Source organism: Paractinoplanes lichenicola (assembly GCF_016785085.1).
Lineage (GTDB): Bacteria > Actinomycetota > Actinomycetes > Mycobacteriales > Micromonosporaceae > Actinoplanes > Actinoplanes lichenicola.
Window position 1 is genome coordinate 98244 of the sequence record NZ_JAENHO010000009.1, and the last position, 24410, is coordinate 122653.

Consider the following 24410-nt stretch of genomic DNA (forward strand, 5'->3'; position numbering starts at 1 on the left):
CTGTTGATCTGGAGGGGCTCATGACGTCACGCACCGAGATCGTCGAGGATCTGATGGGGCGATTCCCGCACGTGCCGCGGGAGGCTGTCATCAAGGAGGACCTGCTGCGCGGCGGGCTGGCCTTCGACGATTCGGCGCTGACCGACAACGAGCACGGCGACGTCAAACCCAAGTCGTATTTCATCTTCTCGTTCGACCACCGCACCCTGCCCGAGCTGGGCACGGCCGCGCTGCGCCGCCCGCCGGAGGAGATCGTGCTCACCGGCGGCCCCTACGAGCTCCGCCGTACGGTCGTGTCCGTCCGCACCAACCCGAGCTCGCCGTACAAGGTGAAGACGGACGACGACGGCCACCTGCGGCTCTACTTGGACGACAAGCCGATCGCCGACGTCGGTGTGCCGCCGATGCCGGACTATTACCGGCACACGTTGAGCAACGGCAAGTCGGTGATGGAGGTCGCCCCGACGATCCAGTGGGGCTATCTGATCTATCTGACCGCCTTCCGGGTCTGCCAATACTTCGGCGCCAAGGAGGAGTGCCAGTATTGCGACATCAACCACAACTGGCGCCAGCACAAGGCGGCCGGCCGGCCTTATACGGGCGTCAAGCCGGTTGACGAGATCCTCGAGGCGCTCGAGATCATCGACAAGCACGACACCGCGCGCACGTCGCAGGCCTACACGCTGACCGGCGGCAGCATCACGTCGCACGTGCAGGGCAAGGCCGAGGCCGACTTCTACGGGCAGTACGCGCAGGCCATCGAGGAGCGCTTCCCCGGCCGCTGGATCGGCAAGGTCGTCGCGCAGGCGCTGCCCAAGGCCGACGTCCGGCGCTTCAAGGATTACGGCATCCAGATCTACCACCCCAACTACGAGGTGTGGGACAAGAAGTTGTTCGAGCTGTATTGCCCGGGCAAGGAGCGCTACGTGGGCCGCGAGGAGTGGCACCGCCGCATCCTCGACTCGGCCGATATCTTCGGCCCGCGCAACGTGATCCCCAACTTCGTGGCCGGTGTCGAAATGGCCGCCCCGCACGGGTTCGAGACCGTCGACGAGGCGATCGCGTCGACCGCCGAGGGCCTCGAATACTTCATGTCGCGCGGCATCACGCCCCGGTTCACCACGTGGTGCCCCGAGCCGACGACCCCGCTCGGCCGCACGAACCCCGAGGGCGCCCCGCTGGAATATCACGTGCGCCTGCTCGAGACGTATCGCGCGGTCATGGAGGCCAACGGCCTGACCAGCCCGCCCGGGTACGGTCCGGCCGGCGCCGGTCGCGCGGTGTTCTCGGTCAGCTCGTTCATGGACTCGCTGGCCCCGAACGACGAGACCGGGCCCGCGATCGAGACCGGGTCCAAGACCGCCGCCGCTGTGGAGTGATGCACGCTCCCGACGGGTTCCCGCTCGCCGTCCAGACGAGCGGGCTCGAGGACGGGCCGGTGCTGCTCCTGCTCTCCGGCCAGGCCAACTCGCACGAGTGGTGGACAGGGCTGCGTGAGGCCTACGAGAGCCGGTTCCGCGTCGTGACGTTCGATTACCGCGGTACGGGCGGCAGCCGCGGCCCGGTCGGCGAGTGGTCGACGGAAACCTTCGCCGACGACGCGGCCCACGTGCTGCGCGAGCTGGGCGGCGGGGGAGCGGCGGTTCACGGCACGTCGATGGGCGGGCGGGTCGCGCAGCACCTGGCGGCCCGCCACCCCGAACTCGTCGGCCGGCTCGTGCTGACCTGCACCTCGCCCGGCGGGCCGCACGCCGTCGAGCGCTCGCCCGCCGTACGGAAAAGGCTCGCCGACGACGAGCAGCGCGGCCGAGTGCTGCGCGAGCTCTTCTACACCGACGCGTGGACCGGCGAGAGCCACCTGTTCGGCGACCCCACCATGACCGTCGAGGAGAGCCGCGCCCACCTGCGGGCCAGCAACCGCCACGACGCCTGGGAGGCGCTGCCGCTGATCCAGGCGCCGACCCTCGTGCTGCACGGCACTGACGACCTGATGGTGCCCTCGGCCAACGCGCCGCTGCTCGCCCGGCGCATCCCCGGGGCCACCATGCACCTGTACGAGGGTGGCCGGCACGGCTTCTTCGACGAGTTCTCGGAGGATCTCGCGCCCGTCCTCGACTCTTTCCTGGAAACTTGAGGGCCCTCGCTCCTTTTGCCCTTTTGCGCTTCGAGTCATAGACACCGAGTACTAGCCTCGTGTTGTAGCCCTCCGTAATCGGCACCAAGATCGTCACGCGGAGTCACGTCGCCGAGACGCTGCCGGCCGCTCGCCGGGCCGCGATCGCCGCGGTGAGCTGCTGTTTCCCGGCCCGGGGAGATCCTTTGGCGTGACCACTGCCCCAACCGCTCTGAGCTGCGGAAATACGCGCCGGCCAGCATGTCAAGTGCGCACCCCCGCGCACGTGACCAGGGTGTTGACGACCGCTGCAAGATGTGGGTCGTGGCAGCCGACTTACCTGATCTCAGCAGAGCGCGACGACGGCATCGGCACATCCCGGCCTCCGCGCAGGGTCACTCGCCGTCATCGCCCCGCCATTCGTACGTCATCCCGGCCGAGGCGCCGCCGCCCGGCGCCGTACGCGGGGACGGCATCCAGGCCCTGAGCCACGACGTGCTGGTGCGGCGATCGCTCGAGATCTCGCCGGGCGGCTTCATCACGATCATCAGCATCATCCAGGGCGTCGCGCTCGCGCTGCTGGCCGAGAACACGTTCGAGAAGCCGAGCCTGCTCGTCACCGTGCAGAGCATCGCCACCCTGCTCATCTTCGTGGTCGTCTTCTACTGGTATCTGACGATGAGCGTGCTGCTGCGCTGGGCGCCGTCGTTCCTCGACTCGTTCCTGCCGTTCGCGATCGCCGGCCTGGAGATCCCGCCCGCCTTCTTCCTCGGCGACGCCCGCGCCTGGAACCTGTGGCTCGCCCTGTTCTGGGGCGGCACGATGACCGGCATGATGATCACCAAGCGGTGGTCCCCGCAGTCCCACTTCGGCGAGCACGTCGAGGCCCACCGGATCCTGCACCGGCTGCTGCGCGAACTGCAGACGATGACCGGCATCACCGCGCTCGCCGTGGGCCTCTGCGGCCTGTTCGCCTTCCTCGACTGGACGAACCAGCTCTTCTGGGGCCTGACCGGCGCCATCATCGTGCTGTTCACGAACGGCGTCATCGTGGCCCGTACGGAGGTCTGCTCGTCCTTGATCCACGCCCACTTCGGCGTCAACCGGCCCCCGTTCAACTGAGGACGTGAACCGGCCCCCGTTCAACTGAGGACGTGAACCGGCCCCCGTTCAACTAAGGGACGTGAACCGGCCGTCGCTCAACGGAAGGACGTGAACCGGCCGCCCTACGACTAACGGGCTAAGGTGGTCATGGGCCGCGTCCGCCGGAGCCGGGCCAGCAGATCCCCGTACGGGGATTTGACGCTGATCAGGTGGGCCAGCAGCGCCACCACGGTCTCGGCGTGGTGGCGCAGCCGGTCGGGATCGCGGGGCGCCGTGCGGCCGCACAGTTCGGCCAGGCCCAGCCGCTCCGACCCGTCCACCATCGGGATCCACAGGTGCACGCCGTGCTCGTTGTCGCCCGCGAGCTTGGTGACGGTGGTGAAGGCGCGCCCGCCCGTCGTGCGGGCATCGATCATCCTTAACGGGCCGGCGCGATCACCGAGGCCTCCAGGGCGCGGCTGATGTGGGCCGCGGTGGTCCAGAGGGCTCGGATCACCTGCTGGTCGTCGCGGCGGGGCAGGGGCAGGGTCGCCGAGACCGCGGCCACCACCTCGTGCGGGCCGCCCAGGGTGATCGGCACGGCGTACGTCTTGTAGCCCTCGACGCACTCCTCGTGCTCGACCGACCAGCGCCGCTCGCGGATGGCGGCGATCTGAACTCGGAGCTGGGCGGCGCTGCTCACGCTGTGGCGGGTGCGTGGGGCGGTGTCGCCGGCGTCGAGGGCGGCCAGCAGGGTCTCGGCGTCGGGGCTGTGCGCGATGAACAGCTTGCCCGAGGCGGCGTACCGGAGCGGGACCCGGTTGCCGACCGCCGTCTGCAGGCGGGCGTCGCGGCGGCCGGCCAGGCGCTCGAGATAGAGCGTGTGCAGGCCGTGCGGGACGGACAGGTGCACGACCGCGCGGGTCGCCGAGTGCAGATCCATCAGCACCGGGCGGGCGACGTGCCGCAGGTTGGCCGGGCCGGGCACCAGCTGGCCCAGCTCGTACATCCGCCACCCGAGCTGATAGCCGGCTTCCGCCCGTTCCAGCAGGTTGAGGTCGACCAGCTCCTGCGCGAGCCGGTACGCGGTGGCCTTCGGGATGCCGGAGCGGCGGCTGAGGTCGGTCAGCCCGAGCGTGGTGCGGGCGCCGTCGAACGCCCCGAACAGCAGGAACGCCTTGCCCAGCACGGACGACGGATGGTCCTGCACGGTCGGCCTCCCCTCGAATTGTCCACCTGGACAATTCACATTCTGTGGCCGCCGGACGTCACAAGTCCAGACCGGGATGTAAATTCTGTGCGATGAATCCTCCCGTCCGCGACCGCCTGCTCGACGCGGCCATCCACATCGCCGGTGCCGAGGGCCACGACAAGGTCACCTACCGGTCGGTGGCGGCGCTCGTCGGCACCTCGCACAGCCTCGTCCGCTTCTACTTCGGCACCCGCGAGGCCCTGCTCACCGAGGCGTTCGAGCGGGCCGCCCGGCGCGACGCGGCCGAGGCCACCCTGCGCGCGGCCGGCGTCGACGAGTTCGGGTCCAACCTCGTCCGGCTGATCACCGAGGCCCGCGACCGGCAGCTGCTGCAGTACGACTTCCTGCTGCGCGCGGCCCGGGGCGACGGCGAGATGGCCCCGGTGGCGCTGCTCTACGACCACTACATCGACCAGGTCGCGAGCACCCTGTCCGCCCTGGGCATCGACGACCCGGGCGGCGTCAAGGCGGCGCTCGTCTTCGCGGCGCTCGACGGCCTCGTGCTGCAGCACCTCGTCTACGGCTCCGTCGACCGTACGGAGGAAACGCTTTTACGGCTGCGGGAAATGCTGACCCTGTGGCAGTCGGCCCACTGAGCGGACCGAATCGCAGAATCCGCGACGAAAAGCATGTTTCGCTGAGGTCCGCAAAAGAAAGGACCTCACCCCATGCGCAATCCTCTGTTCGACTCCCTGACCGCGGACGAGATCCGCCGTGTCGCCGCGGTGATCCGGAGCGAGAAGATCGGCGGCGACCGGCCGGGCTTCAGCGCCGTCTTCACCGACGAGCCGGACAAGTACGCGCTGCGCGCCGGCCAGACCGTTCCCCGCCGGGCCCGCGCCATGATCCTCGACCGGGACACCGCCCGTACGTACGACGTCGTAGTTGATCTTGACGCGGCGGACGGGAAGGGCGAGCTGAAGAGCGTCACCGAGATCACCGACGGCTCGGCGCCCGTGCTGCTCGAGGAGTTCGACCGCGCCCCCGAGCTGATCAAACAGGACCCGCGCTACGTCGAGGCGCTGGCCAAGCGGGGCATCACCGACCTGGCCAAGGTGCAGATCGACCCGTGGGGTGTGGGCAACATGGCCGACGTGCCGGTCGACGGCAGGCGCATGTGCGGCTCGGTCTCCTACTACCGCGAGTTCCCCGACGACAACGGCTACGCCCATCCGATCGAGGGCGTCATCGCGATCGTCGACCTGACGACGGGCCAGGTCGTCGACGTGCACGACTTCGGGGTGCGCCCGATGAATCCCGAGCCGGCCAACTACACCGCCGACGCCAACCAGCCCATGCGTACGGACATCGCCCCGCTGGAGATCACCCAGCCCCAGGGGGTCGGCTTCACCCTCGACGGCCCCGAGCTGACCTGGCAGAAGTGGCGCTTCCGGATCGGCATGCACCCGCTCGAGGGCGTCGTGCTGCACGCCGTGGAGTACAAAGACGGCGAGGACTACCGCTCGGTCATGCACCGCGGCTCGCTGTCCGAGATGGTGGTTCCGTACGGGGATCCGTCGTCGGAGCACTTCTGGCGCAGCGCCTTCGACGTCGGCGAGTTCGGGCTGGGCAAGCTGGCCAACTCGCTGCGCCTGGGCTGCGACTGCCTCGGCGAGATCGTCTACATGGACGCGGTGCTGGCGGGCGAGGACGGCGAGCCGGCCACGATCGAGAACGCGATCTGCATCCACGAGGAAGACGACGGCATTCTCTGGAAGCACACCGACTGGGTCACCGGCAAGGTCGACGTGCGCCGCTCGCGCCGGCTGGTGGTCAGCTTCATCGCCACCGTCGGCAACTACCACTACGGCTTCTTCTGGTACTTCTATCAGGACGCGTCGATCCAGATGGAGATCAAGCTGCTCGGCATCGTGCAGACCCGCGCGGTCGAGGACGTCTCGCAAGCGAAGCACGGCACCCCGATCAGCACCAACCTGGTCGGCACCTATCACCAGCACCTGTTCTCGTTCCGCCTCGACATGGAGGTCGACGGCTGGCAGAACACGGTGGTGCAGAACGACGCGTACGCCGTACCGGTGGGCCCGGAGAACCCGCAGGGCAACGCCATCGGCGTACGGAAGACCGTGATCGATCGGGAGAACGCGGGGGACTGGGTCACCCACACGCAGAGCTCGCGCAACTGGACCGTCGTCAACCGGGGCAAGACCAACCGGTGGGGCGTGCCGGTCGGCTACAAGTTCCTGCCCGGCTGGAGCTCGGCGACCATGCTGGCCCAGCCGCCGTCGCTGATCGCCCAGCGGGCCGGGTTCGCCACGCGCAACATGTGGGTGACGCCGTACCGGCAGGACGAGATGCGCTCGGCGGGGGAGTATCCCAACCAGAGCCGCTCCGGCGACGGCCTGCCCCGCTGGACCGCCGAGGACCGGCCGACCGAGGACACGGATGTGGTGCTGTGGCACACGCTGGGCGTCACCCACATCCCGCGCGCCGAGGACTGGCCCGTGATGCCGGTCGAGAAAGCAGGCTTCCACCTGCTGCCGGTCAACTTCTTCGACAAGAACCCGGCCCTCGACGTCCCGGCGTCCGCGCCCTCATCGCACTCGTCGGCCGCCGGGGAGACGCATTGCCACTGATCCCGCGGGCCGCCGCCGCGCTGGCGGCGGCCTGCCTCCTGGCCCACATCGGGTTGATCATCAGCATGGGCCCAAGTGCGGCACCCATGCTGGCGCTGTCGATCGTCTGCGCTGTCTGTTCCCGGGCCGGCTGGCGGGGCCGTTTCTCTCCGCATGAGCGCGTCACGATGATCATCCTCGGCGCGGCGATGGCCGTCCTCCACACCGGCCACGCGTCGCATCACGCCTTCGGACAAGCGACACTGCTCCTCGCGTACGGGCAAATGGTCTTGGCGCTAATTTCCGGACCACTGACCGGACCGGCCCATCGGCGCAGCTCAGCCCGTCTGCCACGGTGACCGGATGGCGACCACCACTGAAACATCCGGTGCTCAGAACGAGGGTCTGGCCGGCGGCACCCTCGGCGCCGGCCACCTCGTCTTCATGGTGATGGCAGCGGTGGCCCCGGCCGCCGGCGCCGTCGCGCTCATCCCCCTGTCGATCGCGCTCGGCGTCGGCGTCGGCACCCCCGGCGTGTTCGTCATCGTCGCGCTGACCCTGCTGCTGTTCGCGGTCGGGTTCACGCGCATGGTCCCGTACGTGCGGAACGCCGGCGCCTTCTACGCCTTCATCACCAAGGGCCTCGGCCGCCTGGCCGGCCTGCCCGCCGCGTACGTGGCCCTGACCGCCTACCTCTGCGTCGGCACCGCCACCCTGGGCGCGCTCGGCTTCTTCGCCAACCTCACGCTCGACCAGTTCTTCGGCGTCGACGTGCCGTGGTGGCTGTGCTGCCTGATCGCCATGGTGATCATCGCGCTGCTCGGCTGGTTCCGGATCACCGTCGCGGCCGGGGTGCTCGGCGCCGCCCTGATCGCCGAGGGGGTCGCCGTCCTCGTGCTCGACGTCGCCGTCCTGATCCGGCAGGGCGCCGGCGCGTTCACCCTCGACTCGTTCTCGCCGGGCAGCGTGCTCACCACCGGCTCGCTCGGCGTCGCGCTCATCTACGGTTTCTCGTGTTTCCAGGGTTTCGAGGGCACCGCGATCTACGCCGAAGAAGCCCGAGACCCCGACCGTACGGTTCCCCGGGCCACCTACGCCGCGGTGCTCTGCGTCGGCCTGTTCTTCGTGCTCACCTCGTGGGCCCTGATCGCCGGCGGCACCGTCGAGCAGGTGGCCGCCGACCCCGGCAACTACGCGTTCACCCTGAGCACCGACTTCGTCGGCCAGCTGTGGACCGACCTGCTCCAGGTCCTGATCGTGACCAGCTCGTTCGCCGGGGTGCTGGCGTTCCACAACGCCGCCTCGCGCTACCTGTACGCCCTGGCCCGCGACGGTTTCATGCCGGCCCCGCTGACCCGCACGCACCCGCGCTTCAAGTCGCCGACCGTGGCCGGGTTGACCAGCTTCGGCGTGATGACGCTGGTGATGCTCGGGTTCGCCGTGGCCGGGCTCGACCCGCTGACCAACCTGTCGACGTCGCTGACCGGTGTCGGGGCCGTCGGCATCCTCAGCCTGATCACCGTCACGTCGCTCGCGGTGTTCGTCTTCTTCGTGCGCCGCAAGCAGTACGGCTGGCGGTTCACGGTCGCCCCCGCGCTGGCCACGCTCGGCGTCGGCAGCGCGACCGTGCTGGCCCTGTCGAACTACGAGGCCATCACCGGCACGACCTCGACGGTGATCAACTCGCTGCCGTGGGTCCACCTCGTGGTCATCGCCGTCGCGGTGGGCCTGGGTCTGTGGGCCCGGTCGCGGCAGCCCGCACGGTATGAGTCCATGGGCGTCACCCGCGTCGATTGACGCATACTCAGATCATCTTTATATTGCCTCGCATGGCGAAAGCGAAGGCGATGCGGGAGCCCACCTTCTGGATTCTCACCGCGCTGGTCAAGCAGGCCCGGCACGGTTACGGCATCATCCAGGAGGTGGCCGCCCTTTCCGAGGGACAGGTCGAGCTGCAGGCGGGCACGCTCTACGCGGCGCTCGACCGGCTGCATGCCGAGGGTCTGGTCGCGGTCGACCACGACGAGAAGGTCGACGGCCGCGACCGGCGGTACTACTGCCTCACCGAGGGCGGCGTCGCCGCGCTCCAGGCCGAGACCGCGCGGCTGGAACGCAACGTGCGCACGGCCTCGACCCAGCTCGCCACCCGGCCGGCGACGGCATGAGCCGGGGCTATCGCCTGCTCGTGCGGGCCTATCCGCCCGGCCGGCGCCGCGGCGAGCTGCTCGACACGTTCGCCGAGGCGGGACGCGTCCGGCCGACCGCTCGCGAGGCGGTCAACCTGCTGCGGCACGGCCTGCGGGCCCGCCTGGGCCGCCCGGCCAGCCGCGGCGTGGTCGTCCTGGCTACCCTTATCGCGCTGGTCACCGGGTTTGTCGGCGCGGCCGTGGCGGCCCGCATCGCGTGGGAGTTCGCGCCCGCCTATCCGAGCGGCGCCCGCCTCGAGGCGATCAAGGAGTCGGTCTTCCCGGGCCTCCGCCCGGTCTCCGAGCGCAACGGCGACGGCCTGTTCTTCGACGTCGGCGAGCGGTCCTACGGCGAGGTGTTCCTCTACGGTCACGACGAGGACTTCGCGTTCTCGACCGTGTGGATCGGCCCCGACGGCAACTTCATCAAGGGCGACTACCCGGCCTGGACCGCCGCGGCCCAGCAGCGCCTGGTCGCCGAGGGCTGGCAGGTCAGCGACGCCGAGGTCACCGGGGCCACCTGGATCGCCACCGGCGAGATCGACGACAGCGGCCGCGCGTTCACGGCCACCCGGGGCGGGCTGTCCCTGAGCGTCCAGACCGAGACCGACGTCGTCGACACCCCGGCCGGCTCGTTCTACGCCAGCGCCGAGCTCAACCGGCTCACGCCGGGCTGGATCACCGCCGCCGGCGTGCTCGGCCTGCTGGTCTTCGCCCTGCTCGGCTGGCTGATCACCGGCTGGGCCTCGCGCCGCACCCAGGACGCCCGCGGCACCGTCCGCTCGCTGACCCGCGAACCGGCCGTGCTCGCCCTGGTCCTGCTGTTCCCGCAGGCTCTGCTGGGCCTGATCGGGATGGTGCGCGAGCCGCTCGCGGGCGGGCCGCCGATCGCGCCGTTCTGGTCGCTCTCCCTCACCTACGGGTTCGGCTGCGGCTTCCTCGGCTTCCTGCTCTTCGCCGTATCCCTCATCACCGCCGCCGTGGCCGGCCGCCCCGCCCGCGTGGAGGTGTCCGCGTGAAGTATTTCCTGGCCCTGCTGGGCGCCGTCCTGTTCGGACTCCCGATCGCCCTGCTCGCTCACTCGGGCGCCGAGGCCCTGCAACCCGACCCCGATCCCCGTACGGCGGCCGCGGTCGTCTATCCCGGGCAGGCGCTCGCCGTCGAGGAGGACCCGTTCCGCGCCGACCAGGCGGCCTGGCTGCGCTTCATGATGGCCCGCGAGACCGGCGCCCCCATGGTCACCTCAGCCCCGCCCGCGCCCGTCGACACCGCCGCCGCGCGGGCCCGCGCCGACGCCGCGGGCTGGCAGACCGCCGACGGCCCGCCCGACATGTACGACTTCGAGGCCACCAAGGGCGACGTCCGGCTGCTCGTCTACAGCGACTTCACCAACGTGCTCAAGCAGGACGCCTGGTGGGTCACCGCGCTCACGATCCTGGCCGGCCTGGCCGGGGCCGCGCTCGGCGCCTGGCTGACCCTCGCGGCCCGGCGCCTCTCCCAGCGCAAAACCCCGCGCACCCGTACGGTGATCCGCGAGACCGCCGTGGTCGGCGCCGCGCTGCTGTTCCCGGTGCTCGTGCAGACGGTGCTGAAACTGTTCGGCGTCGCCGAGCCGGCCCTGCCCTACTCGGCTCAGCTGCTGATCGAGCTGGCCCGCTGGCCCGCCGTCCTCGGCCTCCTGCTGCTGGCCGCGGCCGTGCTGGCCCTGCGCTACGCCCCGGTGCGAAACGCGGCCCGATAGGTCTCCGGCCCCACCCCGCGAACCCGCCGGAACTGCCGCCGCAGGGTGTCGGCGCTGCCGAAACCGCAGCGCCGGGCCACCGTCGCGATCGTCGCGCCGTCCCGCTCGAGCAGCCGTTCGGCCTGCCGCACCCGTTCCGCCCGCACCCACGCGGCCGGGGTCGTGCCGGTGGCCGCGGCGAAGTGCCTGACGAACGAGCGGTCCGACATCGCGGCCCGGGCGGCCAGCGCCTGCACCGACAGGTCGTGATCGAGGTGGTCGGTGGCCCAGTCGAGCAGTTCGGCCAGCCCGCCCTCGCGCCGCGGCGTCACCGGCTGCCGTGAGAACTGGGCCTGACCGCCGCTGCGGTGGGCCGGCATCACCATCTCGCGGGCCACCCGGTTGGCCACGTCGGCGCCGTGCTCGCGGCGCACCAGGTGCAGGCAGAGGTCGATCGCGGCGGTGGCGCCGGCGCTGGTCGCGATCGTGTCGTCGGCCGTGTAGATGCGGTCCGCGTCCACCGTGAGCTGCGGATAGCGGGCGGCCAGCTCGTCCGCGTACGCCCAGTGGGTGGTCACCGTGCGGCCGTCGAGCAGACCGGTCGCGGCCAGGGTGAACACGCCCGTGCAGAGCGACGCCAGGAATGCCCCGCGCCCGGCGGCCCGGCGCAGCGCCTCGACCAGCTCGGCCCGGGGCGGCGGCAGCGGCGGCGCCGACCCGGTGACGATGATCAGGTCGGCCCGCTCGAGCCGGTCGAGGCCGTCGCTCGGTGTCATGGAAAAGCCGGTCGACGTGCGCATCGGCCGCCCCGGCTCGGCGGCGCAGACCGCGTAGCCGAACCGGGGCAGCTCGGGGTCGGCCCGGCGCACGCCGAACACCTCGCTGGCGATGCCCAGCTCGAACGCGGGCACCGGCTCGGCCACGACGACTGCCACCTCGACGGTCACAACCCCAGCATGGCACGAAATGCCGGTGGGATGGCAGAACTGCCAACGCGCACCGGGTATGGCCAGGTCATGACGTTTCTCGGACCGCTGCTGATCGTCTATGTCGTATGGGGCTCCACCTATCTGGCGCAGAAGGTGGGGCTCGAGGGACTGCCGCCGCTGACCATGAACGCGGTCCGCTTCCTGATCGCCGGGGCGCTGCTCTACGCGTACTGCCGCTGGCGCCGGATGCCCCCGGTGACCCGGCCGCAGTGGCGTGCCGGGGCGATCCAGGGCCTGCTGCTGCCCGCGGCGGGCACGGGCGGCGCCGCCTGGGCCGAGCAGTGGCTGTCCTCCGGCATCACGGCCTTGTTCCTGGCCAGCATTCCTCTGTGGATCGTGCTGGGCCGGCGGGTGGCCGACCACGAGAGGATCAGGTGGCCGGTCGCGCTGGGGCTGGCCGCGGGTTTCGCCGGCGTGGTGGTGCTGGCCCGGCCGTCGGGCGGCGGCGACGCGGTGGCGATCGCGGTCGCCCTGGGCGGGGCGTTGTGCTGGGGCCTGGGCACGGTCTACGCCGGGCACGCGCCCCGGCCGGCCTCGGCCCTGCGAGCCAGCGCCATCGAGATGCTGTGCGCGGGCGCGATCCTGGTCGTGCTCTCCGGCGCCACGGGGGAGTGGACGCGCATCGACGTCACCGGCCGGTCGGCGATCGCGGTGGGCTATCTGATCGTCTTCGGCAGCCTGGTCGCCTACACCGCCTACACGTGGCTGCTCGACCACGCGCCGCCCCGCATCACCGGCACGTACGCCTTCGTCAACCCGGTGGTGGCCGTCCTGCTGGGCTGGTGGATCCTGGGCGAGCCGCTCACCGTGCGTACCCTGCTGGCCACCGCCGTCATCGCGATCGGCGTCGCATTGATAGTCCTGGCGCCCGGCGACAGGGAAACAAGCATGGCTCGCCAAGATCGGGGTATGAGGCCACCCGCCCGGAGGACGTCCGATCGACGTCTTTTCAGTATCCTGCGTGGGGACGCGGGTCCGGGCCTGGTGAGCGGATTGACGAAACGGGAGAGCTCGCACGATGGGTGGGGTGGGGCCGGCAGCCGGCGCGGAGGTCTTCGCCACAGGCGGTGACGTCGGGCGTGACCTGATGGCCGTGGCCTGGGAGGAGACTCCGCTGGGCCCGCCGGGGCAGTGGCCGCAGAGCCTGCGCACCGCGGTCAGCATCCTGCTGTCGTCGCGGTTCCCGATGTGGATGGCCTGGGGCCCGCAGCTCACGTTCTTCTGCAACGCGGCCTACCGCGACGACACGCTGGGCAGCAAATATCCGTGGGCCCTGGGCCGCCCCGCCGGCGAGGTCTGGCGCGAGATCTGGGACGACATCGGCCCCCGCATCCTGAGCGTGCTCGACACCGGCAACGCCACCTGGGATCAGGGCCTGCTGCTCTTCCTCGAGCGCTCCGGCTATCGCGAGGAGACGTACCACACCTTCTCCTACAGCCCGCTCCGCGACGACGACGGCGCCCTGGTCGGCATGCTCTGCGTGGTCAGCGAGGACACCGTCCAGGTGATCGGCGAGCGCCGGATGGCCACGCTGCGCGACCTCGGCTCCGACCCCACGGTGATCCGCACCGAGGACCAGGTGCTGGCGTTCGCCGGTGCGCAGCTCGACCGCAACCGGCACGACCTGCCGTTCACGCTGACCTACATGTTCGACGAGGGCGGCCCCCGGCTGGCCGCGAGCACCGGCATCGCCGCCGACCACCCCGCAAGCGACCCGGCGTGGTGGCCGACCGAGGCGGCGGCCCGGGGCGAGTCCACCGTGGTCGATCTGGAAGGCGATTTCCCGTACGGGGATTGGCACGAGCCCGCGACCCAGGCCCTGCTCGTGCCGCTGCTGCAACCGGGCGGGATCCCGTACGGGTTCATGGTGGCCGGGCTCAACCGGTTCCGCGCCCTCGACGACGGCTACCGCGGGTTCGTCGAGCTGGTCGCCGGGCACGTCGCCGCCGGGATCGGCAGCGCCCGCAGCTATCAGGCGCAGCAGCGCCGGGCCGAGGAGCTGGCCGAGCTGGACAGCGCCAAGACGGTCTTCTTCTCGAACATCAGCCACGAGTTCCGCACCCCGCTGACCCTGATCATGGGCCCGGTCGAGGAGCTGCGCGGCCGCCCCGACCTGGCCGACGACGGCGTGCGGGCCGAGCTCGACGTCATCCACCGCAACGGGCTGCGCCTGGGCAAGCTGGTCAACACGCTGCTCGACTTCTCGCGCATCGAGGCCGGCCGCATGCAGGCCCAGTTCTCCCCGCTCGACCTCGCGGCCACCACGACCGAGCTGGCCAGCGTCTTCCGCTCGGCGATCGAGCGGGCCGAGCTGACGTTCGAGGTGGACTGCCCGCCGCTGCCCCAGCCCGTCTATCTCGACCGCGGCATGTGGGAGAAGGTCGTCCTCAACCTGCTGAGCAACGCGCTCAAGTTCACCTTCACCGGGGGAGTGCGCATCGCCGTACGGGCGGAGGCCGGCGCCGCCGTGGTCACGGTGACCGACACCGGGGTCGGCGTGCCCGCGGCGGAGCTGCCGCAGCTGTTCGAGCGCTTCCACCGCATTGAGAACACCCGCTCGCGCTCCAACGAGGGCAGCGGCATCGGCCTCGCGCTGGTCAAGGAGCTCGTCGAGCTGCACGGCGGCACGATCACGGCGGCCAGCGAGCCCGGCCGGGGCACCACGTTCACGATCCGGCTGCGGTTCGGCGCCGAGCACCTGCCGCCCGAGTCGGTCACCACCCAGGGTGCCGGCGCCGCGGTGTCGTCGGCCGTCGACCCGTACGTCGAGGAGGCCCTGCGCTGGCTGCCCGGCGCGCCGGAGGAGCCAGTGCCCGAGCGGACCGGTCACCCGGCCACGGTGCTGGTCGCCGACGACAACGCCGACATGCGCGACTACCTGACCCGGCTGCTGCGCTCGGCCGGGCACCACGTCCAGGCGGTTCCGGACGGCCAGGCCGCGCTCGAGGCGGCCCGGCTGCGCAACCCCGACCTCATCGTCAGCGACGTGATGATGCCCCGCCTCGACGGGCTCCAGCTCGTCGCAGCTTTACGAGCCGATTCCCGTACGGCGGGAACTCCGGTTTTGCTCTTGTCGGCGCGCGCCGGGCAGGAGGCCTCGATCGAGGGCTTGGAGGCCGGAGCCGACGACTATCTGGTCAAGCCCTTCTCGTCGGCCGAGCTGCTGGCCCGCGTGCGCGCCAATGTGGAGCTGTCGCGGCTGCGCAACCACCACGCCCGCTGGCGCACGGCGCTGATCGACTCGCTGCAGGAGGCGTTCTTCGTCTGCGACGAGGACGGCGCCGTCATCGAGATCAACTCCACGTTCACCGACGTGATCGGCTACGGGCCGGAAGGCCTCCCGTATGCCCCGATCCACCCGTGGTGGCCCGACCAGGAGTCCGACCCCGAGGGCTTCCAGCAGGTGACCGAGGCGTTCTCGCTGCTCATCGAGGCGACCCAGGGGACGTACACGATCCCGGTCAAGCATCGCGACGGGCACCGGCTGTGGGTCGCGGCGTCGTTCAACCAGGTCGAGGATCCGGACACCGGCCGCCGCGTCATCGTCGGCACGTTCCGCGACGTCACCGCCGAGCACTACGCGGTGCAGCGCGAGAGCGCGGTGGCCCGGCTGAGCGTGCGGCTGTCGCAGGCCGAGAGCGTGCCCGGCGCGCTGACCGCCGTGCTGCCCGCGCTCAAGGAGCTGTGGCAGGCGAACCGGGTGATCGCGACCGTCTTCAACGGCGGCGCCGACCCCACGGTCTACACCACCGAGGGCCCGGCCCCGTGGGACGGCCTGAGCGAGAACCGCCGGCACGCGCTGACCGTCCTGCGCGACGAGCCGCTGCTCACCCCCGTCGCCGAGCGGGCCGGCGGGGCCGGGATCGCGCTCGAGCACCCCGACGGTGCGATGGTCCTGTGGGTCGAGCTGGCCGAGAAGCGCCCCTTCACCGAACAGGATCAGACCCTGCTGGCGCTGCTGGCCGGCCACCTCGGCCAGGGCCTGCACCGCATCCACCAGATCGACCAGCAGCGCGAGACGGCCCTGGCCCTGCAGCGGGCCATCCTCGGGCCGGCGCAGCTGCCGGCCGGGTTCGCCGTCCGCTACTCGCCCGCGACCCGGCCGCTCAAGGTCGGCGGCGACTGGTACGACACGGTCACCCTGGCCGACGGGCGGATCGGCATCGTCGTCGGCGACTGCGTCGGTCACGGCCTGCAGGCGGCCACGGTGATGGGTCAGCTGCGCAGCGCCTGCCGGGCCCTGCTGCTGCAGAACACCGATCCCGCGCAGACGCTGACCGCCCTCGACCGGTTCGCGAGCCAGCTGCCCGGCGCCATGTGCGCCACGGTCTTCTGCGGCGTGCTCGACCCGGCGTCGGGCGAGCTCACCTACGCCAGCGCGGGTCACCCGCCCGCCGTGGTCACCCACGCCGACGGCGCGACCGACCTGCTCGACCAGGGCCGGTCCCGACCCCTGGGCGTACGGTCGGCGACCGCCCGCCCCGAGGCCCGCTATCGGGTTCCGGTCCGGGCCACGCTGCTGCTCTACACCGACGGGCTGGTCGAACGCCGCCGTCAGCCGCTGACCGCCGGCATCCAGCGGGCCGCCGCCGCGGTGCAGCAGGCCCGGTCGGCCGCGCTGGAAGATCTGGCCTCGGTCGTGATGGACAGCATGGCCCCCGAGACCGGCTACGACGACGACGTGGCCCTGCTGCTCTACCGGCATCCGGGCCCGCTCGAGGTCGACTTCCCGGCCGAGGCCACCCGGCTGGCCACCGTACGCTCGATGCTGCGCGGCTGGCTCGCCCGCTGCGGCGTCGACTCCCTGACCGCACAGAACGTGCTGGTCGCGGCGGGTGAGGCCTGCGCCAACGCGATCGAGCACGGCCACCGCCAGCTGCCCGGCGGCCTGATCCGCCTGCGCGCCGCGGCCACCGCCCACGACCTGCACCTGACCATCACCGACAGCGGCCTGTGGAAGACCCCGCAGCCGGCCGCCAACCCGCACAGGGGACGGGGATTCACCCTGATGCGGGCGATGATGACCGAAGTGACCGTGACGACCGGCGCCGCCGGCACCATCGTCGGCCTGCAAACGAGGATTCCCCGATGAGCACACCGCTGACCCTGACCCCCGGCCGCGACCCGTCCGGCGCCGTCGTGCTCACGGCAGTCGGCGAGATCGACATGAGCAACTCAGCCTCGTTCGCCGCCGCCCTCACCGACACCCAACGCGACGCCGGCGGCCAGTTCACCGTCGACCTGACCGCAGTCGAATACATCGACAGCGCGGGGCTGGCCGCATTGTTCCCCCACGTCGACCATTTACGGCTGCTCTCCAACCAACTACTGGCCCCCGTCCTGACAATCGCCGGCCTGGACGACATCACCACCTTCCCCGAGGCGTCCTAACTCCGACCCTTCTTCTGCGCGCCCGCCTCCTCCGCGCGTCCACCTCTTTCCGTGCCGACCCCCTCCGGCGCGCCCATCTTTCGCGCCCACCTTCCCTCGCGCGCGCCTACCTCCGTTGCCCGCGCCCACCCCTTGCCCGCGCCCACGTCCCCTTCCGCCCCTCGTTAACTTGCAGCGTCAGGCGGTCGGACAGCGCCCTCAGGAAGTCGGGGGCGTCGAACGCGGCGCCGGCCGAGAGGACGCCGGTTGACCGAACCCGGCCGGTGAGGATGCGCTCGACGGCCTCGACCGCGAGCGGGGCAGTAACGGCGTAGATGTCCCGGCCGGTGGCGGTGATGCGGCGTTCGGTGCCACCCGCGCGGACGAGGACGTCCACGACGAACGTCTCGGGGGTGCGGCCACGCTCGTCGCCGGCGGCCAGATCCTTCGCGGCCTGGGCGGTCATGTAGGTGCGGACCTCCCGCACGGCCAAGTGGCTGGGGATGGTGACGACGTCGGCCATGGTGAAGTCGCCGAGCACGCTTCGCGGCCCGAGCGGGGGCGGGAACGGCCACTCCAGAGTGGGCAGAGGGTCGTCGTGGTACTGCAGTTGCCCGCCGGTGAAGCGGATCCGTCGGCCCGCGCGGCGCCGCGTCGAGACCTCACCCGCGGCGATCGTGCCGGGTGTCGGGTGCCAACTGCTCAGCCCGTAAGCGATGTGCACCTCGTCGGCATCGATGGGCTCGCCGGGTGCGGCGGTGGGTTTGCCGGGTGCGGCGGCGTGGTCGTTCGAGGCGGCGGTGCGGTCGGCTGTAGCGGCGGTTGGTTTGCTAAGTGCGGCGGTTACCAGTAGATCCCCCAGGCCGCCGAAGAAGGCCATGGCCGGGACCACCACGATGCCGGCGGCGCGGGCGGGCTTGGCGAAGTGTGCGAACATGTCGGCGTTGGCTTCGATCTCGGCCGCCACATCGACGTACGGGATGTGGGCGCGCAGCGCTGCCTCGATCACCGGGCCGGCGGTGCAGGCGAAGGGTCCGGCTGTATTGATCACCGCTTCCGCCCGATCAAGGTCGTCGAGTGTTGCCGGGCGGGCCTCGGGGTCCATCGCCCGTAGCTTCTTCTCGTCGCGGCCGAGCAGGATCGGGACGTGCCCGCGCTCCCGCAGCTCGGTGACCACGAATCGTCCGGTGTGCCCGTAGGCGCCGTAAACCGCGATGTTCCCCATGCCCACGATCCTGGTCATCGGACGCAGCGCCGGACAGTGTCGGGAACGACGACACCCATACAATTCCGGACATGCACTCTGTTGCCTTCGCCGCCGCCGACGGGATGCTGCATTTCGAGCTGGGCCTGGCGTACGAGGTCTTCGGCGCGGCCCCCATGCCGTGCCCGGCCCGTGGTACGACGTGACCGTGTGCGGCTCCCACCCCGTACGGGTGGGGCGGTTCTTCCTCGAGCCGGACGGCGGGCTCGATCGGCTCGCCCGGGCCGGCACGGTGATCGTCCCCGCCCTGGCCGACGTCGATGTGGCCCCACCGGCCGACCTGGTCGAGGCGGTCCGCACGGCCCACGCCGCGGGCGCCCGGATCGTCTCGCTCTGCACGGGAGTGTTCGTGCTGGCCGCCGCAGGCCTGCTGGACGGCTTGCGCGCTACCACCCACTGGGCCCACACCGCTAAGCTGGCCGCGCACTACCCGCGGGTGACGGTCGAACCGGACGTGCTCTACGTCGACAACGGCCAGGTGCTCACCTCGGCCGGCAAGTCCGCCGCGATGGACCTCTGCCTGCACCTGATCCGCCGTGACCACGGCTCGGTGGTCGCCAACCTCGCCGCCCGCCGCCTGGTGGTGCCGCCGCACCGGGCCGGCGGCCAGGCCCAGTTCGTCACCACCCCGGTGCCCGCGACCGACGACCATCCCCTGGCCGCCCTGCTCCCGTGGGTGATGCAGCGCCTCGACCAGCCGCTCACCGTGGACGACCTGGCCCGCCGGGCCAACCTGAGCACCCGCCAACTGACCCGCCACTTCCACGCTGTCACCGGCACGACCCCGCTGCAGTGGCTGCTGACCCAACGCATCCGCCACGCCCAGGAACTGCTCGAAACCACGAACGACAACATCGACGCCATCGCCGCAGCCGCCGGCCTGGGCACCGCGACCACGTTGCGCCGCCACTTCCACCGAACCGTCGGCGTGCCCCCGGACACGTACCGCCAGACGTTCCGCCCCCGCGACTGACTTGAGGCACCGAAACGAGCGCGGTCGGGCGGTGCCCCCACGGCAGCAACACTCGCGGGTGGATCTCCGCCGGTTGACAGCCCTGGTTCTTCAAGAGCGCGCGTACTCGTTCGAGTGAGCGGCGTGGGCAGGGAAGGGGACGCCGGCGCTCGGGGAGACGAGGCGGCGGGGGTGGCCGACTACGCAGGAGGCGGCCGGTATCGGGGGGCGGTGGCCGACGGCGAGGAGGGAATCGAGCGGCCAGTGAGACGGACGTGGTGTCCTCGCTCCTGGCGTCAGTCTCGTTGGAGAAGGCGCGACCTCCGGGCACCGCCGGGACCCCGGTTCCAGGTATGGTCCGGTTCCAGCGGTTGTAGACGACGGTCGAAATGGGGATGCTTGCCCAGGTTGAGCCGCCTGGGGCTTGACAGGGTGGGGTGAAATAGACGGGGCTCGCTTCGGGCGGCGGACGGACGAGGCACGGGTGGGTGGTTCGGTGGGTTCCTGGTTTCGCAGGCGCGATCACAACATCTTCTTCAACATGTTTGCGCTGCTCACATGTGGGCTCGTGGCCGGTGTGGTCGTAGCCGCGGCGGCGTTCCCGGTGGCGGCCATGTCGGGGCTCACGGCCAAGGCCGGCGGTGACGCGTTCGCGAACCTGCCCAGCGAGCTCAAGGATTTCGCCTCCCCGCAGATCACCCGGGTCTACGCGTCGGACAACAAGACGCAGATCGCGCAGTTCTACGACGAGTTCCGCAGCGACGTGCGGCTCAAGGACATCTCGAAGCACATGGTCGGCGCGATGATCGCCGCCGAGGACAGGGATTTCTACAAGCACAACGGGGTCGACCTCAAGGGTGTCGCCCGTGCGGTGGTCAACAACAGCGGCAAGAGTGATTCCAAGCAGGGCGCCTCGACGATCACCATGCAGTGGGTGCGCATGTCGCTGGCGTATTCGGCGACCAGCCCGTCCGAGGTGGTCAAGGCGACCGAGGACACGAACAAGCGCAAGGTCACCGAGATCAAGTACGCCATGCAGGTCGAGAAGAAGTACGGCAAGGACGAGATCCTCGAGCGGTATCTCAACATGGCGCCGTTCGGCAAGGCGACGTACGGGATCTTCGCGGCCAGCAAGGTCTACTTCAACAAGAAGCCCAAGGACCTCACGGTCGGTCAGGCCGCGCTGCTCGCCGCCATCGTGCGGGCGCCGTCCTACTACGACCCGACGACCAAGAACGGCTACGACGAGATCCGGCAGCGCCGCAACAACTACGTCATCCCCGGCATGGTCGAGGCGGGCGCGATCACCGCCGCCCAGGGCGAGGCGGCCAAGAAAGAGGCGATCCCGCGCAAGGTGCAGGCGATCGGCAACGGCTGTGTCTCGGTGGCCAACAACAACTGGGGCTTCTTCTGCGACTTCTTCTACCGCTGGTGGATGGATCGGCCCGAGTTCGGCGCGACCGTGTTCGACCGGGAGCGCCGCCTCAAGAGCGGTGGCTATCGGATCACCACCACGATCGACCTCAAGGCGACCAGCCAGGCCCGCGGCCGGATCGCCGACCTGATCAAGGAGAAGAACAAGAACGCCCTGCTCCTGGCGGCGGTCGAACCCCGTACGGGGAAGGTCAAGCTCTTGGCCACGAACCGCAAGTACACGCTCGACAACTCGAAGAACCCGCTCTCGTCCGACCCGGCCAAGGAGCGCCAGAAGGTCAAGGCGACCTACCCCAACACGGTGAACCCGCTGCTCAGCGGCGGCGGCGACATCACCGGTTATCAGGCCGGCTCGGTCATGAAGATTTTCACGCTGATCGCGGCGCTGGAGAAGGGCTACCCGCTGCACTACACGATCAAGGCGGAGAAGTTCTTCCGGTCGAAATACATCGTCGAGCGCAGCAGCGACTCCGCCTGCCCGGGCACGCATTTCTGGTGCCCGCAAAACTCCGGCGGTGGCGGCGAGGGCGTCTACAACATGTGGACCGGGTTCGGCCGCTCGATCAACACCTACTTCGTGCCGCTGGAGGAGCGGGTCGGCGCCGACAAGGTGGTCGACGTGGCCAAGCGGTTCGGCATCAAGTTCCGCGACCCGCAGGACGCCAAGTACGCCTCGCCCGGCTATTCGCAGCAGTGGGGCGCCTTCACGCTGGGCGTCTCGGCGACCACCCCGCTCGACATGGCCAACGCGTACGCGACGCTGGCCGCCGACGGCAAGTATTGCGAGCCCACCCCGATCGAGCAGATCACCACCCGCGACAACGAGAAGCTCGACATCGGCAAGCCGCACTGCGTCCAGGCGACCAGCGTCGACGTGGCCCGGGCGGCGCTCGACGCGGCCCGCTGCCCGGTCGGCGATTCCGCCCGTACGGGCTCCTGCGGCGGCGCGACGGCCCGGCAGGTCCGCGGCACCGTCGACCGCCCGGTGTTCGGCAAGACCGGCACGACCGACCGCGACCGTACGGCCTCGCTGATCGCCGGCACGACGTCGCTGGTCGTCGCGGGCTACTTGGTCAACCCCGACTATCAGGCCCACAAGGACCGGCTGCGCCACGATCAGGTGAACCCGGCGGTCTATCGCACGCTGGCCGACTACATGGAGACCCGGCCGTACGTGCAGTTCAAGCGGCCCGAGAATCGCAAGCTGGTCTACGGCGATCAGCGCCGCATCCCGAACGTCGAGTGCGACTCGCTGCGCAGCGCCCGCAACAAGCTGGAGAACGCCGGCTTCTACCCGGTGATCAGCTCGACCGAGGTCGAGTCGGAGTGCCCGGTCGGCACGGCGGCGGGCACCGAGCCGAGCGGCCGCACGGTCAAGGGCGGCGTGGTGGTCATCAACGTCAGCAGCGGCAAGGCGGCCGTGCCGCCACCGGGCACCCCGGGCGCGCCGCCGACGTCCGGGCCGCCGCAGCCGCCCCGGCGGTGAGCACCGGCCGGCGGGTCGCCGCGGTGGTGGCGCTGGCCGCGCCCCTGCTCGCGGTGTGCGCCGGGCTCGAGCAGGCGGTCCGGCACTTCGGCACGTTCGTGACGTTCGTGCTGGCGGTCGCGGTCGTCACGGCCGCGGTCTGGTACGCCCTGACCCGGCGCGGCCCGCTGCGCTGGCTGGCCGTGCTGGTGGCGACCGGGGCCGCGCTGCTGATGATCCTGCTCGGCCTGTCGCTGTTCGTCACCCAGGTCGCGTCGCTCGTCGTGTTCGCCGTCGCGGGCAAATACGCGCTGGGCAGACAGCGCGTCCTGGTCGCCGCCGACCACCCGCCGCAACGCGCCCGGCACGGCGTCCTGCTGATCAACCCCCGGTCCGGCGACGGCGCGGCCGAACGGGCGGGCCTGGCCGCGGCGGCCGCCGAGCGCGGCATCGAGGTGGTGACGCTCCGGCCCGGCGACGATCTGGCCGCGCTGGCCGAGCAGGCCGTGCGCGACGGCGCCGACGTGCTCGGCATGGCGGGCGGGGACGGCTCGCAGGCGCTGGTCGCGACGACCGCGATGCGGCACGGGGTGGCATTCGTGTGCGTGCCGGCCGGCACCCGCAACCACTTCGCGCTCGACCTGGGCCTGAACCGCGCGGACGTGACCGGCGCGCTCGACGCCTTCACCGACGGCGTCGAACGGCTGGTCGACCTGGGCCTGGTCAACGACCACGTGTTCGTCAACAACGCCTCGCTCGGGGTGTACGCCGAGGTCGTCCGGTCGAAGGGCTACCGCCGGGCCAAGCTGCAGACGTGGGGGCGGCTGCTGCCCGACCTGCTCGGCCCGGCCGCCGCGCCGCCGGATCTCGCGTTCGACAGCCCCGACGGCCGCACGTTCAGCGGGTTGTCGCTGGTGCTGGTGTCCAACAACCCGTACGACCTGTCCCGCGCCGGGCGGGCCGGTGGGCGTCCCCGGCTCGACACCGGACGGCTGGGCATCGTGACCGCGCAGGGGCCGCGGCCGGTGGGGGAGTGGACGGCGGCCGAGTTCGAGGTGCGGTCGGGCGCCGACGTGCCGGTCGGGCTGGACGGGGAGGCGCTGCTGCTGTCGCCGCCGTTGCGCTTCATCTCGCTGCCGGGGGCGTTACGCGTACGGGTGCCTCGGAATTTGATGCCGCCGGACCGGGGCGCCGCCCTCACCCGGAGCGACCTGAACGCGCTGGTCCGCGTCGCGTCAGGGCAGCCAGCCGTCGCCTGAGCGCCGCCACCCGGTCGTCGAGCGCTCGCGGAAGGCGCTGCCGGACCACTCCCGTACGGTGATCGTCAGCCGGTCGCCGTCGAGGTCGAACACCGTGTACGACTGGCTCTCGCCGGCCCGCACCCGCCACGAGCAGGCCGTCCCACTCAGCACGCCGATCATGCCGCCGGGCAGCCGGGCCTGCGCCGCCACATGATCGTGCCCGCACAGGATCAGATCGGTCCGCACCGCCGCCGCCGCGCGCAGGGCCGCCGTCACGCCGTGCACTAGCGCCTCGTTCGGCCGCTGCGGCGACCGGAACACCGGATGGTGCAGCATCAGCACTTTGAGCTCGGCGTCCGCGGTCAGCTCCGTCTCGATCGCGCGCACCTGACCGGCGTCGAGCCGGCCACCCTTCCACAGGTACGCCCGCGGCGAGCTCAGCCCGAGCAGCAGCAACCCGCCGTCGCGCACCACGGGCTCGGTCCGCTCGTCGATCAGGCGGCGATAAGCGTCAAGGCCCCCGTACGCGCGTGCCGGCCGATCGAGCGGCAGGTCGTGGTTGCCCGGCACGCTCGTCCACGGCGTGCCGATCGAGTCGAGCAGCTCGCGGGCGGCGGCGAACTGCTCGTCGCGGGCCCGCATGGTCAGATCGCCCCCGACCAGCACCCGATCGACGTCCTGCGCGATCAGGTCCGCGCGCAGGCCCTTGACGACTGCGGCCTCCTCGGCACCGAAGTGCAGGTCGGTCACGTGGGCCAGGCGCATGCC

20 protein-coding genes and 1 pseudogene are annotated in these 24410 nt (G+C 71.0%); 16 read left to right on the top strand and 5 right to left on the bottom strand.

Going from position 1 to position 24410, the window contains the following annotated elements; translation table 11 throughout:
• Positions 1 to 20 precede the first annotated feature (20 nt).
• The 3 genes from JKJ07_RS30115 to JKJ07_RS30125 all read left to right on the top strand — a co-directional run bounded on the left by JKJ07_RS30115 (position 21) and on the right by JKJ07_RS30125 (position 3235).
• Positions 21 to 1379, top strand: coding sequence for a radical SAM protein (locus JKJ07_RS30115; protein WP_202995249.1), 1359 nt, complete (start codon positions 21 to 23; stop codon positions 1377 to 1379).
• Positions 1379 to 2134 carry an alpha/beta fold hydrolase gene (locus JKJ07_RS30120; protein WP_202995250.1) on the top strand — a complete coding sequence of 252 codons (756 nt, stop codon included), beginning with the start codon at positions 1379 to 1381 and terminating at the stop codon, positions 2132 to 2134. The genes JKJ07_RS30115 and JKJ07_RS30120 overlap by 1 nt, the downstream gene beginning before the upstream one ends.
• A 303-nt stretch (positions 2135 to 2437) precedes the next feature.
• Positions 2438 to 3235 carry a hypothetical protein gene (locus JKJ07_RS30125; RefSeq protein WP_202995251.1) on the top strand — a complete coding sequence of 266 codons (798 nt, stop codon included), beginning with the start codon at positions 2438 to 2440 and terminating at the stop codon, positions 3233 to 3235.
• A 110-nt stretch (positions 3236 to 3345) separates the two neighbouring features.
• Here the strand turns inward: JKJ07_RS30125 and JKJ07_RS30130 are convergent, their stop codons facing one another.
• Complete coding sequence (locus JKJ07_RS30130) at positions 3346 to 3633, bottom strand: hypothetical protein (protein WP_202995252.1); 288 nt, start codon at positions 3631 to 3633, stop codon at positions 3346 to 3348.
• Positions 3634 to 3635: 2 nt separating this feature from the next.
• Complete coding sequence (locus JKJ07_RS30135) at positions 3636 to 4406, bottom strand: IclR family transcriptional regulator (RefSeq protein WP_202995253.1); 771 nt, start codon at positions 4404 to 4406, stop codon at positions 3636 to 3638.
• 92 nt (positions 4407 to 4498) lie between these two features.
• On the opposite strand from JKJ07_RS30135, the gene JKJ07_RS30140 reads away from it, so the two are divergent.
• The 7 genes from JKJ07_RS30140 (at position 4499) to JKJ07_RS30170 (ending at position 10948) form a co-directional block, all read left to right on the top strand.
• On the top strand, positions 4499 to 5044 hold the full coding sequence (locus JKJ07_RS30140) for a TetR/AcrR family transcriptional regulator (protein ID WP_202995254.1): 546 nt from the start codon (positions 4499 to 4501) through the stop codon (positions 5042 to 5044).
• Positions 5045 to 5116: 72 nt separating this feature from the next.
• Positions 5117 to 7042: a primary-amine oxidase gene (locus JKJ07_RS30145; protein ID WP_202995255.1), complete on the top strand. Its 1926-nt coding sequence runs from the start codon at positions 5117 to 5119 to the stop codon at positions 7040 to 7042.
• On the top strand, positions 7033 to 7380 hold the full coding sequence (locus JKJ07_RS30150; protein ID WP_202995256.1) for a hypothetical protein: 348 nt from the start codon (positions 7033 to 7035) through the stop codon (positions 7378 to 7380). The genes JKJ07_RS30145 and JKJ07_RS30150 overlap by 10 nt, the downstream gene beginning before the upstream one ends.
• A gap of 4 nt (positions 7381 to 7384) precedes the next feature.
• The gene (locus tag JKJ07_RS30155) at positions 7385 to 8818 is read left to right on the top strand and encodes an APC family permease (protein WP_202995257.1); all 1434 of its coding nucleotides are present in this window, start codon (positions 7385 to 7387) and stop codon (positions 8816 to 8818) included.
• 32 nt (positions 8819 to 8850) lie between these two features.
• Entirely contained in the window at positions 8851 to 9186 is a 336-nt protein-coding gene (locus JKJ07_RS30160) for a PadR family transcriptional regulator (protein ID WP_236030157.1), read from the top strand.
• Positions 9183 to 10226, top strand: coding sequence for a hypothetical protein (locus JKJ07_RS30165; RefSeq protein WP_202995258.1), 1044 nt, complete (start codon positions 9183 to 9185; stop codon positions 10224 to 10226). The genes JKJ07_RS30160 and JKJ07_RS30165 overlap by 4 nt, the downstream gene beginning before the upstream one ends.
• Positions 10223 to 10948 (top strand): hypothetical protein, encoded by a 726-nt coding sequence (locus JKJ07_RS30170; protein WP_202995259.1) that lies wholly within the window; start codon positions 10223 to 10225, stop codon positions 10946 to 10948. Before JKJ07_RS30165 ends, JKJ07_RS30170 begins: the two co-directional genes overlap by 4 nt.
• Here JKJ07_RS30170 and JKJ07_RS30175 read toward each other — a convergent pair.
• A complete protein-coding gene (locus JKJ07_RS30175; protein ID WP_307834479.1) occupies positions 10918 to 11874 on the bottom strand; it encodes a helix-turn-helix domain-containing protein in 957 nt (318 codons plus the stop codon). The genes JKJ07_RS30170 and JKJ07_RS30175 overlap by 31 nt on opposite strands.
• A 69-nt stretch (positions 11875 to 11943) precedes the next feature.
• On the opposite strand from JKJ07_RS30175, the gene JKJ07_RS30180 reads away from it, so the two are divergent.
• The 3 genes from JKJ07_RS30180 to JKJ07_RS30190 are packed head-to-tail and all read left to right on the top strand — an operon-like array spanning position 11944 to position 17307.
• A complete protein-coding gene (locus tag JKJ07_RS30180; RefSeq protein ID WP_202995260.1) occupies positions 11944 to 12987 on the top strand; it encodes an EamA family transporter in 1044 nt (347 codons plus the stop codon).
• Positions 12935 to 17008, top strand: a complete 4074-nt coding sequence (locus JKJ07_RS30185) for a SpoIIE family protein phosphatase (protein WP_202995261.1) — start codon at positions 12935 to 12937, stop codon at positions 17006 to 17008. Before JKJ07_RS30180 ends, JKJ07_RS30185 begins: the two co-directional genes overlap by 53 nt.
• On the top strand, positions 17005 to 17307 hold the full coding sequence (locus tag JKJ07_RS30190; protein ID WP_202995262.1) for an STAS domain-containing protein: 303 nt from the start codon (positions 17005 to 17007) through the stop codon (positions 17305 to 17307). Before JKJ07_RS30185 ends, JKJ07_RS30190 begins: the two co-directional genes overlap by 4 nt.
• A 106-nt stretch (positions 17308 to 17413) precedes the next feature.
• Here JKJ07_RS30190 and JKJ07_RS30195 read toward each other — a convergent pair whose 3' ends face one another.
• Entirely contained in the window at positions 17414 to 18529 is a 1116-nt protein-coding gene (locus JKJ07_RS30195; RefSeq protein WP_236030158.1) for a saccharopine dehydrogenase family protein, read from the bottom strand.
• Between the two features lie 53 nt (positions 18530 to 18582).
• On the opposite strand from JKJ07_RS30195, the pseudogene JKJ07_RS30200 reads away from it, so the two are divergent.
• From JKJ07_RS30200 to JKJ07_RS30210, 3 genes and pseudogenes are all read left to right on the top strand, one after another.
• Positions 18583 to 19523: pseudogene (locus JKJ07_RS30200) on the top strand (helix-turn-helix domain-containing protein).
• A gap of 520 nt (positions 19524 to 20043) precedes the next feature.
• Positions 20044 to 22422, top strand: coding sequence for a penicillin-binding protein (locus JKJ07_RS30205; protein ID WP_202995263.1), 2379 nt, complete (start codon positions 20044 to 20046; stop codon positions 22420 to 22422).
• Positions 22419 to 23660, top strand: coding sequence for a diacylglycerol/lipid kinase family protein (locus JKJ07_RS30210; RefSeq protein WP_202995264.1), 1242 nt, complete (start codon positions 22419 to 22421; stop codon positions 23658 to 23660). Before JKJ07_RS30205 ends, JKJ07_RS30210 begins: the two co-directional genes overlap by 4 nt.
• On the opposite strand, the gene JKJ07_RS30215 is transcribed toward JKJ07_RS30210, so the two are convergent.
• Positions 23637 to 24407 carry a metallophosphoesterase family protein gene (locus tag JKJ07_RS30215; RefSeq protein WP_202995265.1) on the bottom strand — a complete coding sequence of 257 codons (771 nt, stop codon included), beginning with the start codon at positions 24405 to 24407 and terminating at the stop codon, positions 23637 to 23639. The genes JKJ07_RS30210 and JKJ07_RS30215 overlap by 24 nt on opposite strands.
• Positions 24408 to 24410: the final 3 nt, after the last annotated feature.